The organism is Neobacillus jeddahensis (assembly GCF_000612625.1).
Classification (GTDB): domain Bacteria; phylum Bacillota; class Bacilli; order Bacillales; family Cytobacillaceae; genus Neobacillus; species Neobacillus jeddahensis.
The window spans coordinates 85,856-98,720 of the sequence record NZ_CCAS010000001.1; the positions used below are offsets into that span (position 1 = coordinate 85,856).

Consider the following 12,865-nt stretch of genomic DNA (forward strand, 5'->3'; position numbering starts at 1 on the left):
CATGAGTATATGGAGTTGGAGTTATACGTTTGAAGTGTTTCCTATCATTTTTGACGCGCTGTGGATTACCCTGGCTGCCACGATTACTGCGTATGTGCTTGCCATGGTTCTAGGATTAGTATTGGCTATTCTTCGTCGGTCAGCTTTTAAACCACTTACATGGATTGTAATCGGTTTGAGTGAATTTATTCGAGCAACACCGCCGCTCGTTCAGCTATTTTTTGTATTTTATGTATTGCCATTTTACGGAATATCATTATCTCCTTTTGTTGCGGGTACACTTGCCCTCGGCGTTCATTACAGCACCTATTGTGCCGAGATTTATCGTTCAGGAATCGACTCCGTTCCGCGGGGACAATGGGAGGCTGCAACGTCTCTTAATTTCTCTAGCACCCAGAAATGGAGGAAAATCATCCTTCCACAAGCCATACCACCCATTATTCCTATGTTAGGAAACTATTTAATTTCCATGTTTAAAGACACTCCAATACTGTCAGCGATTACGGTTGTTGAAACGCTGCAAGCGGCAAAGATTGCCGGCTCTGCTAGCTTCCGCTATTTGGAGCCATTCACGATTGTTGGCGTACTTTTCTTACTATTAAGCTATCCTTCTGCACTACTGATAAAAAAATTAGAAGTGAAATTGAATCGTAGAAGCCTAGGGAAAAAGGACAAGAAATTAAAAGAAAAGGGAGTGGCGGCATAATGTTAGCAGTGAGAACAGAGGAGTTTATCGGCAAGAATGCAGTGGAAACAGCAAATCCGCTTGTTGCCTATAAAAAGGTCAGCAAAGCATTTGGTGAAGTTAAGGTTATTCGTGATTTAGATTTCAATGTTTCTCCCGGAGAAAAAGTGGCGATCATCGGACCGAGCGGCTCAGGAAAAACAACGCTGATTCGACTGTTAATGACCTTAGAGGAACCGACATCAGGTGTGATTGAGATTAATGGTGAACCGCTTTGGCACAAAGAGGTAAAAGGCAAATTGGTAAAGGCGGATGAAAAGCACCTACATAAAATGCGGGGCCAAATCGGAATGGTTTTCCAGCAATTTAATCTCTTTCCGCATATGACCGTGTTGCGCAATTGTACGGAGGCTCCGGTGAATGTGCTCGGAATGAGCCGTAAAGAGGCTGAAGAACGTGCAAAAGCGATGCTGGCAAAGGTAGGACTAGAAAACAAACTAGACAGCTACCCGGCACAATTATCTGGCGGCCAGCAGCAGCGAGTCGCCATCGCGCGTGCACTGGTGATGCGTCCGAAAGTCATGCTGTTTGATGAACCAACCTCTGCACTTGATCCAGAGCTAGTTGGTGAGGTGCTGGATGTCATTCGAGAAATTGCAGAAGAAGGGGAAATGGCCATGATCCTCGTCACCCATGAAATGGAATTTGCGAAAGATGTGGCCGACCGAATCGTATTTACGGACGGCGGCAAAATTGTCGAACAAGGTGACCCTAAAGAAATCTTTGAAAATCCTAAAAGTGAACGTCTCCAATCCTTTTTAAAGCGAATGAGATCCTGAGACATGATTTAGAGTTCACACCAAATGATAAACTACAAAAAATAAATCCCCCTAGCTGCCGGTTATTCCAGGCTAAGGGGATTTATTTTGAATTTGATTGGTTTGAAAGAAAGGAACGTATGTACATGAAGAAAGGAAAGGCACAAGCGCACAAGGGGGTTACAGTTCTTTCGCTAAAATAGGCGCTCATGCTCGATCCATTACCTTCTTATTTACAAAGCTGCTCAGCGGTTTTGTCCCCTGGAAGCTCACTTTCTGTGAAGCCGAATGGACTAATTATGTTAAGAAGCTCACCTGAATCTTTTAATTTTTCCAGTTCCTTATTAAAGGCGTCGCGCAATTTTGTATCATCTAGACGGAATGCCGATGCTCCGTAGCCTTGAATGGGCTTGCCATCAATGATGGGCTGTTTGAAATCTTTTACTCTTTCAATGTCCTTGCTCTCGGCACTGTCTAACATTGCTTCTAAAGAAGGGCCTGTCATCGTAATGGCATCGACTCGTTTTGCAAGAAGTGCCGAAACAGCCGAAGGAATATCAGGAATAATCGTGATTTGATTGTCTGGGATTCCGGAATCTTTCAAATAATCATGTTCGATCGCACCAGCCATGACGCCAACCTTCGCTTCCGGATGGGATTTAATATCTTCATAGCTTTTGAGTCCCAGCGGATTATTTGCTTTCACTCCGAGTGCTGCCCCAATTGTATACTCAGGATTTGCAAATGCTACTTGTTCACAGCGTTCTGGGGTGACATACATTCCAGCAGTAATCATATCAAATCGATTTGCCTTGAGGCCGGGAATTAAGGAGCCAAACTCTGTAAGAACGCCTTTCATTTCTTTAATTCCTAAATTCTTTAATACAGCCCGTGCTACTTCAACTGCCTCGCCCGTTAGTTTCCCGTTGTCATCTTGATAAGCGTATGGTTTTTCATTGGCAAATCCTACAGTAATGGTTCCAGAGCTTTTTGCTTTGTCTAAGGACGACTGTGCGGAAGCTGTTGTTTCCTTTGTTGCTGCGGTTCCGCACGCAGACAAAAGCAGCATCAGGAACATGCATAGTAGAGTGATTATTTTTTTCATTGTGACCCCCTGTTACTTTCTGATTTTTTTGAATCCATCTTTTATTTTATCTTTTTATTTTTTTGAAAACTATTACCATAATGTCGAAATTAACTGTCCATTATTCTACAACTTAAAGATTTACATACATGATAGAAATTGAAATTGGGAGGTTTATAAAATGTTAACGATACAAGATGTTTTGGAACTAGATACATTAAAGGGAGCCAAAGCCATAACAGCCAAACAAAAATTGTCAAACCAGCCAGTTGAATGGGTTTCCATTATGGATATTCCAGTCGAGAATTATATTCGTAAAAATGAGTTTGTTCTCAATACTGGAGCAGGTTCAGGGAAGGATATGACGGTCTATCACCAATTTGTTGAAAGTGTCTATGAATCAGGTGCATCAGCACTCGGGATTGCAAAGGGAAAATATATTACGGAAATTCCAGCCAGCGTTCTTCAGTTTGCAGAAGAACGGGAATTCCCGATTATCGAAATCCCATGGGAAAAACGGTTTGCAGAAATTTCCCATTCCATCATGACCGAAATTAATAGGGGGAAATACTCAGAAGGGAAAATGGTTGAAAACATACAGCAAACCCTACTAAATATGATCCTGAGCAATCAGCATCTCTCAAGGATGGCCGATTATATTTCCGGAAAATTTGGCCAGCCGCTCATTGTTGTCGATAAAGCAGGCTTGATCAAAGGGAAAAGTATGAATGCTGGTGGATTAATAGAAAAATGGACTCAGTATACATCCCATAACGACGGCACCTCGAAAATAGTCTTATTAAATAGCAGACAGCCATTGCCTATGAAAGTCGAAAGAATGAATCTATTCAATAGCACGATATTACAAATCCCGATCCAGTCAGTAAATCGTGTACAAGGTTTTCTAACGATTGGATTAACAGCTGGTACGCAAGCAGAGTCATTCCTTACTAGTCAAAATATGCGTATACTTGAACACGCTTCAACCGTGTTGGCGATGTGGTTTCTTCGCGAAAGTACGATTGAAGATACAAAAATGAAGCTCAGAGGAGATTTCGTTTGGAGCCTGGCAAAAGGTGATTTTTCAAGCTGGGATCAAAAGGTTTCGCAGGCGAAATCACTGGGTTACAACCTAGAGCTTCCATACACTTGTCTAATTGGGACTCCAGAGAATCTGCAGGAACTTTTTGAAAAAAACAAAACGGACAGCCCCTATGAACGTTGGAAAGAAAGTATGCTTCTTTATATTCAAGATGAAATCTCACTTGCTGCTAATATAGTGAGACAAAAAGTGATGTCCACTAATCATAGAAACGATATGATCATATTTCTTGAGTCTTCATTTAATGGGAAAAATGATAATGTGCAAACCTTTCTCGACGTAATCAATCGGCGTTTAACTACATTATTGCCGGGCGTCATTTTTTCATGGGGAATAGGCAGATGCCATGAGAGTGAAGAAAGATTTTCCATGAGCTTCAAGGATGCACAAGAAGCCTTACGAATTGGCAGAAAGAAAAAAGGCCCAGGATGTTGTATCCATTTTGATGACACGGGAATGGAGCGGGCACTTTCAAGAATTGCACAAGATCAAGAAATGAGTATCATTGTCAATAATACGATCAAATCACTACTAGAATATGATAAACAAAAAAATGCAAATCTACTAGAAACCGTGATGGTTTATAACGCAAATCAAGGCAAGACCAGTCAAACAGCCCGGGATTTGCATTTACACCGTCACACCCTTCTCTATCGATTGAAGAAAATTGAGCAAATTACCAACTTATCGCTGTTCGATCCTGAAGATCGATTTCTTTTAGAACTGAGTATCAAATTGTGGAAACTAGGGGAGGAAGCCAGCCATTAACCAACCATCAAGGACAGTCCGGTCTGTAACGCAACAACAAAATGTTGTAACTTTTTAAATATAGTTCCAACAAAATGTCCAATGACGTGTTCTATGTCAAAGTAATACTATTAGTTCAGAATATTCGAACTAGAGAAACGTCAAAATTGATGTGAGAGGTGGATAATAGGATGAGAAATCTGCCACAGACAGCAGATGTTGTCATAATCGGTGCAGGATTAATGGGATGCAGCACGGCCTATGAACTGGCAAAAAGAAATGTAAAAAATATTGTCGTATTAGACAAAAACGCAATTGGTTCAGGAGCGACTGGCCAATCGAGCGGTGTCCTGCGCGGTCATTACAGTTATCCGATCTTAACTAGGATGGCTGTCCAGAGTTTGGAAACATTTAAATATGCAAAAGAAATATTGGGAAATGAAGTAGGCTACCAGCCGGTAGGATATATGTTTGGTGTCGATCATGAAAATATTGAAACGCTAAAAAAGAATGTGGAAATGCAAAAGAGAAATGGTGTAAATACTAGATTAGTTTCGAAGGAAGAAGTAAGGACAGAAATCTGGCCGCAATTGGATACTGATCAATTTGGCGCTTTTGCTTATGAACCTGAAGGCGGATATGGCGACCCCGTTCTTACCAATCAGGCTTTCGCCGACGCAGCCCGGGCCTTAGGTGTGATCATTAAGCAGCACTGCGGTGTTAAGAATGTGTTAACCAGCACGGATGGTAGTAAGGTTGTAGGCATTGAAACGACGGATCATCAAACGATCTTTACTCCATGTGTGATCGTAGCTGCAGGCGTAGGGGCACATCACCTTATGAAGAATGTCGGCGTAGAGGTTCCCGTTAAAGGTCAGCGGGCACAGCTTATTTACATATCACCAGGCACTCCTTTGGGAACGGTTCCTTCTTTCGGAGATTTCAAACATGATCAGTATATCAAACCGGAAGTAAGCAGTGGACACTTACTGCTAGGGAATGCCGATCACACTGATCCACAGTATATTGACCCAGCGGATTACGATGCAGACAATTATCCTAGGCATGCCACAGAAACGGCCATTGAAAAAGCAGTCATGAAATTTTTGAACTGTTTCCCATCATTAGATCAGGCAAAGCTGTTAACTAGCTATTCGGCGGCCTATGAAATCACTCCGGATGGAATTCCGTTTATAAGTGCGACCCCGATTAATGGTGCCTACCTTTGTACCGGATTCAGCGGACATGGATTCAAAATAACACCAATCGTCGGAAAATTAACGGCTGACTTAGTTTTGGAAGGAACGAGCATGCAGGATGGGATTGACATTAAGCCATTCCGATTAACACGTTTTGAAGAGAATGATTTGCTAAAACCAGATCATCCTTATTCAACCACTGTTAATAGCCATGTATAACAATCGTAACCAGAAGGATGAAGGAGGAACCAAAAGATGAACATAATCGTCATTTTAAAACAAACATTTGATACCGAAGAAAAAATCGTGATCGAAAACGGGGAAATCGTAAACGATAATGCCGAACTCATTATCAATCCATACGACGAATTTGCAGTGGAAGAGGCTGTTAAGCTAAAAGAAAAGCATGGCGGAGACATAACCGTTATCACGATTGGGACTTCAGAAGCAGAAAGTGCACTCCGTACATCCCTTGCAATCGGGGCTGACAATGCCGTCCTTATCGAAAAGGATGAGGATCTAGAGCTAGATGAGAATGGGATTGCCAAAGTTCTGGCGGCTGTGATCAAAGAAAGAGATTTTGACATCATTCTTGGCGGGAACATGTCTATTGATAATGGTGCCAGCCAGGTAGGACCACGTCTTGCTGAGGAATTGCAAATTCCACATGCGGCCACGATTACAAGACTCGAGATTGATGGCGGCAGTGTCAGGGTCGAACGGGACGTCGAGGGAGATGTTGAAATCATTGAATCCACTTTACCGATTTTGGTTACAGCGCAGCAGGGATTGAATGAACCGCGTTATCCATCCTTACCGGGGATTATGAAAGCGAAAAAGAAGCCGTTACAGACTCTGGATATAGAAGAATTAGAGCTTCGTTTCGAAGAACTGCAGTCAAAATCAAGAATTATAAACTGCTATTTACCTAAGAAAAAAGAATCAGGACGAATTCTCAGTGGTGAAATCCAGGCTCAAGCAGCAGAATTAGTGCAGTTGCTTCGTGCGGAAATTAAGGTCGGTTAAAGGGGGAAAATAGAATGACAAAAGTACTTGTCCTTGCTGAAGTTAAAAATGGGAAATTGAGAAATGTATCTTTTGAGGTTTTAACCGTTGCAGCTCAGATTGCAAATGGCGGTGAAATCGCGGCCTGTGTCTTTGGATGTGATGCTGAGAAGTATGGTCCGGAGCTTGGAAAATACGGAGCACAAAAGGTATATGTGCTGGAAAATGAAGAATTGAACCATTACACCCCTGACGGGTACAAGCAGGCATTGTTAACGATAATAGAGGAGATGCAGCCAGATGTTGTTTTAACTGGGCATACATCGATTGGAAAAGACATTTTCCCACTTGCTGCCGCAAGGTTGAACGCTGCTGTTATTTCAGATGCGATTCAAGTGGAAGTGGGAGGGAGTATTGTTTTTACAAGACCTATCTATTCGGGAAAAGCATATCAAAAGAAAGAGGTAACAGAGGGTCTTGTTATGGCAACGATTCGTCCCAATAATATCGATGCTGTAGAAAATCAAGCTTCTGGTGAAACGATCAAATTACTGACAGAGATCAAAGATTTGCGCACAGTGGTCAGAGAGGTAGTGCAAAAGGCTTCCGGAAAAGTGGATCTGTCCGAGGCGAAAGTGATCATATCAGGCGGACGCGGAGTGAAAGGCGCTGAAGGCTTTAAAACACTCCAAGCATTAGCGGATGTCCTCGGAGGGGCTGTCGGTGCATCAAGAGGTGCATGCGATGCTGAATATTGTGACTACTCGTTGCAAATTGGTCAAACAGGGAAAGTCGTTACACCAGATTTATATATCGCGTGCGGTATTTCCGGGGCTATTCAGCATTTAGCAGGTATGTCCAGTTCCAAGGTAATTGTCGCAATCAATAAAGATCCAGAAGCAAATATCTTCCATATCGCAGATTACGGCATTGTCGGGGATTTATTTGAGGTCGTGCCGTTATTGACAGAAGAATTTAAAAAACTAATCGCTGAAAATCAAGCAGTCACGAATTAAATTTGATAGAGTTTAACCGTTTGGGGCTGACATTGCATAAAGTCAGCCTCTCATTTTGTACTGAACAGTCTGGAATGGATGGTGGGAAAGACCATGCGAACAAAAGATGCACGAAAAAGTATAACAGAAGAAATCATTGAGTTACGGCGGGATTTTCATAAACATCCTGAACTTTCCTTTGAAGAAAAAAGAACGTCCAAAATCGTCGCACAGTATTTGCGTAACTGTGGGCTACATGTGCAGGAAAATGTCAATGGCTATGGAGTTGTGGCTGATTTAGTAGGTGCAAGAAATGGCCCAGCCATCGCCTTTCGTGCGGATATGGATGCTCTTCCGATTCAGGAAGAAACGGGATTGCCGTTTGCTTCTGTCGTTCCAGGAGTGATGCATGCCTGCGGTCATGATGGTCATATCGCCATTTTAATGGGAGCAGCAAAATTACTATCCTTGCAAAAAGAGAAATTAAGTGGAACGGTAAGATTTATTTTTCAGCCTGCAGAAGAGGTGAATCCTGGTGGGGCCATGGGGATGATTCAGGCAGGTGTCTTAAACAATATAGAAGCCATCTTTGGCTTACATCTTTGGTCGGAATTGCCTTCAGGAACGTTTCGTACCAGCCTGGGCCCGATGATGGCTGCGACAGATAGGTTTACAATTGAAATTGAGGGGCAAGGCGGACACGGAGGGATGCCGCATAAAACGATTGATTCGATTGTTTTGGCCTCACATCTTGTCATGTCAGCTCAGCACATTATTAGCCGCTCCATCGATCCGATTGAATCCGGTGTCTTAACATTCGGCGAATTAAAATCGGGAACTGCCTTTAATATTATTGCCAACCATGCAATGCTAGAAGGGACAACACGCAGTTTTACCCCAGAGGTAAGGAACACTTTACAATTGAAACTAGAAGAATTAACGAATGGTCTGGCGAAAATCTATGGAGCGGCTATTAAGCTGGATTTTAAACGCGGCTATCCAGCCGTCGTGAATCACGAGAGAGAGGCCAAGGTTTTATTAAGTGTCGCAGAAGAAGTGTTTGGATCAGAAAATATAGGGCTGATGAGACCGAATATGGTGGGCGAGGATTTTGCTTACTATCTGAAGGAAATTCCCGGTGCATTTTGCTTTGTGGGTGCAGGTGATCCGAACAAACCGCAGTACCCGCATCATCATCCTCGTTTTCAGATTGACGAAAGGGTTTTTCCTAAAGCAGCTAATTGGTTTTGTCAGTTGGCATTGAACTATGTAAGTAATAAATAGGACCAACTTTATAGATTTAAGCCTTCTTTTTTTGCCAACTAGACATTTAATCTATAAAAATGTATGAAAAGCACCACTGCTTATCGTCAGTTTTGCCAATTGATATCTATGAAAGAAGGTCTTAGTATTGAAAGTATTCATATATAGCGAGTAACAGTCAAGGAGGGGAGAATTCAATGACTTCAACAAAACTTACAAAAAAAATGCAGATCCGGGACGTATGGGAAGCAAAAAAACGAATTAGCTCGATCATCAATCGGACACCAGTCATTCAATCGACTATTTTATCAGAAATAAGCGATCGGAATGTCTATTTAAAACTGGAAAATGTTCATGAAGTCGGAGCATTTAAGGTAAGAGGGGCAGCTAATAAAATTTTAAGCCTTAGTAAAGAAGAGAAAAAACGCGGTGTCGCCACATACTCAACTGGAAATCACGGAATGGCGGTTGCATATGTGGCGAAAAAGCTAGGTATTGACGCGGTTGTCTGTATTTCTAATCGCGTTCCAAAAGCAAAGGTAGATTCATTAAAACGGCTGGGAGCTCAGATTGAAATTGTCGGGGACAGTCAGGATGCAGCGGGCGTGCACTGTTATCAGCTTGAGAAGGAGAAGGGATTAACGGTGATTGAGCCATTTGATGATCCCCATGTGATTGCCGGCCAAGGGACCATTGGGCTGGAGTTGCTTGAGGACCTTCCGAATATCACCGATGTGATCGTTCCGCTTTCAGGAGGCGGATTACTTTCTGGAATCGGTTTGGCCTTGAAATCCAATGATCGCACTATACGAGTGACTGGGGTTTCAATGGAAAAGTCAGCCGTCATGTATGAAAGTTTACAAGCAGGTAAACCGATAATGATGGAAGAAAGCGAGACACTAGCTGATAGTTTACTAGGTGGAATTGGCCTTGATAATCAATACACTTTTCAAATGGTTCAGCAATATATGGATGATGTGGTCCTTATTCCAGAGGAGAAAATAGCCTATAGTATGGCTTTTATGATGGACAAACACCGCATGATTATGGAAGGGGCAGCAGCGACAGGAGTTGCGGCCATTTTAGATGGTAAGATCCCGCATCAAAAAGGGGATGTAGCGATTATTATTAGCGGACAGAATGTCGATCTTTCTGTCCTGCTAACGTTAATTCAAAATTATACTTTTGCCGGCAGATAATTAAAAAAACCGCCTTAAAAATCCAGTAAAGAAAGGATTTTTAGGGTGGTTTTTACAGCATATCCCTCTTATTATTTTATAAACAACTCCCTAGGGAACCGTGTGATGGTTTCACAGCCGTTATCGGTAACCCGAATTGTTTCCGTTATGGCGACTCCGTAGCCGTCGAGCCACATCCCTGGCATCATATGGAACGTCATATTCGGCTTTAAAACCGTCTTATCACCAGGTTTGAAAAAGGCCGAATTTTCCATCCATACAGGTGGATAGCCGATGCCGACCGTATAACCCATTCTAGATTCTTTTTCCAACCCATACTTATTGATGGTGGTTTGCCATGCTTTTTCTACCGTTTCACAGGTGGCTCCCGGTTTTACGGCCGCTAGTGCTGTATTAAGTCCTTCTACCACAATTTTGGCTGTATCTTTTACTTTCACAGGTGGCTCTCCGATAAAGATCGTTCGTGTCAACGGTGCATGGTAGCGTTTATAACTCCCTGATAATTCCATGTATACGAGCTGATTGGCTTGATATTTTCCTTCTGTTGTCCATGAGAAATGGGCTCCGGCTGTTCGTTCGCCCGCCGGCATGACAGGTGCCAGTGCTGGATATTCACCTCCATATACCCCTGTTCCCTCAATTAAGTCTTTATAGACTCCTGCTGCAACCTGGTTTTCTCTGACTCCTGGTTGAATCTTTTCAATGGCCTGATACATCGTCTTTTCAACGATTCTGGCAGCAATCTGCATATATTCTAATTCGCGAACGGATTTTTGTCCTCTTACCCAATTGACAAGGGTGGTGGCATCGATAAACTCGGCATCCGGCAAACTTCTTTCTAACCCTTTATACCAATGGGCAGTAAAGTAATAGGCATCAAATTCGAGACCCATTTTTTTATTATGAAGCCCTTTCTCTTTCAGAAAGTCGCCAATAAAGTCCATTACATGCAGTACTTTTGGCTCCCATAAATATTTATCAGGATATGCGAGTATATGCTCTTCAGACATCCAAGTCGTTTCGGCTGCACAATATAAATCTTGCAATCTTACAATACAAACTGGCTCCTCAAAAGCGGTGGCGACAATGACACCTTGTGGTACGTAATAGGACATGGCATCATAACCCGAAATATAATTCATATTCGCTGGGTCGGTTACCAATAATACTTCGATTCCTTGTTCTTCCATACTCGTTTTTACTTTCCGAACTCGTTCTCGGTACTCTGCTTTTTCAAATGGCAGCATTGTTTCAAACCTCCATCATTCGTTTTCATTATCATAATGCACTGGTGAGTGAACAATCATCCTACATATTGTAGGAATAGTACACGGTTGTAGTGGGACATTTTGAATAGTGGGGGCATCCACATCCATTTGATCTATCATTAATTTAAGACATGAGGGACATGGCTTTAAAAATTTGACTATAAATCCTCAAAATCTTTCATACACAATGTCAGATGAAATAATGTATTGTCATTTCGTATAATACAAACAAATAACAATATTCAAAATATTAAGCAAAATATTTTTTTCAGACAGGAGTGTATGGAATTTATGTCTTTCTCAATTACAGAATATAAAGAGCGTATCCGTAAAACGAAAGAACGGATGGTGCAAAAAGGGATAGATGTCTTGCTTCTCACCGATCCAGCAAACTTAAATTATCTTGCTGGTTATGATGGATGGTCGTTTTATGTGCATCAAATGTTGGTTGTGATTCTCGATGAAGAGGAGCCTAAATGGATTGGCCGTGGGCAAGATGCTAACGGCGCAAAAGCAACCACATGGCTATCACATGAAAATATCCTTTCTTACCCAGATGATTATGTTCATTCTGATCTAAAGCATCCGATGGATTTTGTCGCTGATAGAGTAAGAGAATTTGGAAAAGGCAATAGCTCCATTGGAGTTGAAATGGAAAACTATTATTTCACAGCCAAGTGCTATCAACAATTAACAAAGGGGCTGCCGAATGCCACTTTCAAGGATGCTACATTACTCGTTAACTGGGTGCGTTTGATTAAGTCAGAAGCTGAAATTGGCTATATGAAACGGGCAGCCAAGATCGTCGAAAAAGCGATGCAGGCCGGGATCGATTTAATTGAAGAAGGCGTCAGGGAATGTGATGTTGCCGCCAAGATTTTTCATACGCAAATTACGGGAACAGAAGATTTTGGCGGCGATTATCCAGCGATCGTACCGCTGCTCCCATCCGGTGAAAAAACTTCGACACCCCATTTAACTTGGACAGATGAGCGCTATAAAAACGGCGATGCCGTCATTTTAGAAGTGGCAGGATGTTATAAACGCTATCATTCACCACTAGCAAGGACCGTACAGATTGGAAAACCAAACGATGAAATAAAAACACTTGCGAGTGTCGCCGTAGAGGGAATCAATGCTTGTTTAGATATGATTCGCCCAGGGATTGCCGCTGAAGAAATTGAAGAAACATGGAGAAAGACGATTGAGAAAAGCGGATTTGTCAAAGAATCCAGACTGGGTTATTCAATGGGATGTAATTATCCGCCTGATTGGGGCGAGCATACCGTAAGCATTCGAAAAGGCGAAAAAACAATCTTAAAACCAAATATGACCTTCCATCTCATTCCAGGATTATGGCTTGATGATTACGGCTTTGAAGTGAGCGAGTCCATCCGGATTACGGAAAATGGTTGTGAAACCTTTGCCAATCTCCCAAGGGAATTGACTTTAAAGGGACATCAATTTTCAAAGTAACCTAAAGCGGAGGTGAACGAGGCT

The 12,865-nt window shown here is 42.2% G+C and carries 11 protein-coding genes; 9 read left to right on the forward strand and 2 right to left on the reverse strand.

Annotated elements, in window-relative coordinates; genetic code table 11:
* Position 1: 1 nt before the first annotated feature.
* Together ehuD and ehuA are read left to right on the forward strand one after the other, a co-directional pair.
* Positions 2–706 (forward strand): ectoine/hydroxyectoine ABC transporter permease subunit EhuD, encoded by a 705-nt coding sequence (gene ehuD, locus TY15_RS00360; RefSeq protein ID WP_198138218.1) that lies wholly within the window; start codon positions 2–4, stop codon positions 704–706.
* A complete protein-coding gene (gene ehuA, locus TY15_RS00365; protein WP_042373923.1) occupies positions 706–1,524 on the forward strand; it encodes an ectoine/hydroxyectoine ABC transporter ATP-binding protein EhuA in 819 nt (272 codons plus the stop codon). The genes ehuD and ehuA overlap by 1 nt, the downstream gene beginning before the upstream one ends.
* 208 nt (positions 1,525–1,732) lie before the next feature.
* Here ehuA and ehuB read toward each other — a convergent pair whose 3' ends face one another.
* The gene (ehuB, locus tag TY15_RS00370) at positions 1,733–2,608 is read right to left on the reverse strand and encodes an ectoine/hydroxyectoine ABC transporter substrate-binding protein EhuB (RefSeq protein ID WP_040209059.1); all 876 of its coding nucleotides are present in this window, start codon (positions 2,606–2,608) and stop codon (positions 1,733–1,735) included.
* Between the two features lie 160 nt (positions 2,609–2,768).
* Between ehuB and TY15_RS00375 the strand changes: the two genes are divergently transcribed.
* The 6 genes from TY15_RS00375 to eutB all read left to right on the forward strand — a co-directional run bounded on the left by TY15_RS00375 (position 2,769) and on the right by eutB (position 10,097).
* Positions 2,769–4,457 (forward strand): PucR family transcriptional regulator, encoded by a 1,689-nt coding sequence (locus TY15_RS00375; protein ID WP_040209057.1) that lies wholly within the window; start codon positions 2,769–2,771, stop codon positions 4,455–4,457.
* Positions 4,458–4,627: 170 nt separating this feature from the next.
* A complete protein-coding gene (locus tag TY15_RS00380) occupies positions 4,628–5,854 on the forward strand; it encodes an NAD(P)/FAD-dependent oxidoreductase (protein WP_040209056.1) in 1,227 nt (408 codons plus the stop codon).
* Positions 5,855–5,890: 36 nt separating this feature from the next.
* Positions 5,891–6,661 (forward strand): electron transfer flavoprotein subunit beta/FixA family protein, encoded by a 771-nt coding sequence (locus TY15_RS00385; RefSeq protein WP_040209055.1) that lies wholly within the window; start codon positions 5,891–5,893, stop codon positions 6,659–6,661.
* A gap of 14 nt (positions 6,662–6,675) precedes the next feature.
* Positions 6,676–7,656: an electron transfer flavoprotein subunit alpha/FixB family protein gene (locus TY15_RS00390; protein ID WP_040209053.1), complete on the forward strand. Its 981-nt coding sequence runs from the start codon at positions 6,676–6,678 to the stop codon at positions 7,654–7,656.
* 93 nt (positions 7,657–7,749) lie between these two features.
* Positions 7,750–8,919, forward strand: a complete 1,170-nt coding sequence (locus TY15_RS00395) for a M20 metallopeptidase family protein (protein ID WP_040209051.1) — start codon at positions 7,750–7,752, stop codon at positions 8,917–8,919.
* A gap of 176 nt (positions 8,920–9,095) precedes the next feature.
* Positions 9,096–10,097 (forward strand): hydroxyectoine utilization dehydratase EutB, encoded by a 1,002-nt coding sequence (eutB, locus tag TY15_RS00400; RefSeq protein WP_040209050.1) that lies wholly within the window; start codon positions 9,096–9,098, stop codon positions 10,095–10,097.
* 71 nt (positions 10,098–10,168) lie between these two features.
* On the opposite strand, the gene TY15_RS00405 is transcribed toward eutB, so the two are convergent.
* Positions 10,169–11,344 (reverse strand): M24 family metallopeptidase, encoded by a 1,176-nt coding sequence (locus TY15_RS00405; protein WP_081799313.1) that lies wholly within the window; start codon positions 11,342–11,344, stop codon positions 10,169–10,171.
* Between the two features lie 312 nt (positions 11,345–11,656).
* Between TY15_RS00405 and TY15_RS00410 the strand changes: the two genes are divergently transcribed.
* On the forward strand, positions 11,657–12,841 hold the full coding sequence (locus TY15_RS00410; RefSeq protein WP_040209049.1) for a M24 family metallopeptidase: 1,185 nt from the start codon (positions 11,657–11,659) through the stop codon (positions 12,839–12,841).
* Positions 12,842–12,865: the final 24 nt, after the last annotated feature.

Bases quoted from the DNA above. Each gene is read 5' to 3' on its own strand.
- ehuD (WP_198138218.1), top strand. From the start codon at position 2: ATGAGTATATGGAGTTGGAGTTATACGTTTGAAGTGTTTCCTATCATT.
- ehuA (WP_042373923.1), top strand. From the start codon at position 706: ATGTTAGCAGTGAGAACAGAGGAGTTTATCGGCAAGAATGCAGTGGAA.
- ehuB (WP_040209059.1), bottom strand. From the start codon at position 2,608: ATGAAAAAAATAATCACTCTACTATGCATGTTCCTGATGCTGCTTTTG.
- TY15_RS00375 (WP_040209057.1), top strand. From the start codon at position 2,769: ATGTTAACGATACAAGATGTTTTGGAACTAGATACATTAAAGGGAGCC.
- TY15_RS00380 (WP_040209056.1), top strand. From the start codon at position 4,628: ATGAGAAATCTGCCACAGACAGCAGATGTTGTCATAATCGGTGCAGGA.
- TY15_RS00385 (WP_040209055.1), top strand. From the start codon at position 5,891: ATGAACATAATCGTCATTTTAAAACAAACATTTGATACCGAAGAAAAA.
- TY15_RS00390 (WP_040209053.1), top strand. From the start codon at position 6,676: ATGACAAAAGTACTTGTCCTTGCTGAAGTTAAAAATGGGAAATTGAGA.
- TY15_RS00395 (WP_040209051.1), top strand. From the start codon at position 7,750: ATGCGAACAAAAGATGCACGAAAAAGTATAACAGAAGAAATCATTGAG.
- eutB (WP_040209050.1), top strand. From the start codon at position 9,096: ATGACTTCAACAAAACTTACAAAAAAAATGCAGATCCGGGACGTATGG.
- TY15_RS00405 (WP_081799313.1), bottom strand. From the start codon at position 11,344: ATGCTGCCATTTGAAAAAGCAGAGTACCGAGAACGAGTTCGGAAAGTA.
- TY15_RS00410 (WP_040209049.1), top strand. From the start codon at position 11,657: ATGTCTTTCTCAATTACAGAATATAAAGAGCGTATCCGTAAAACGAAA.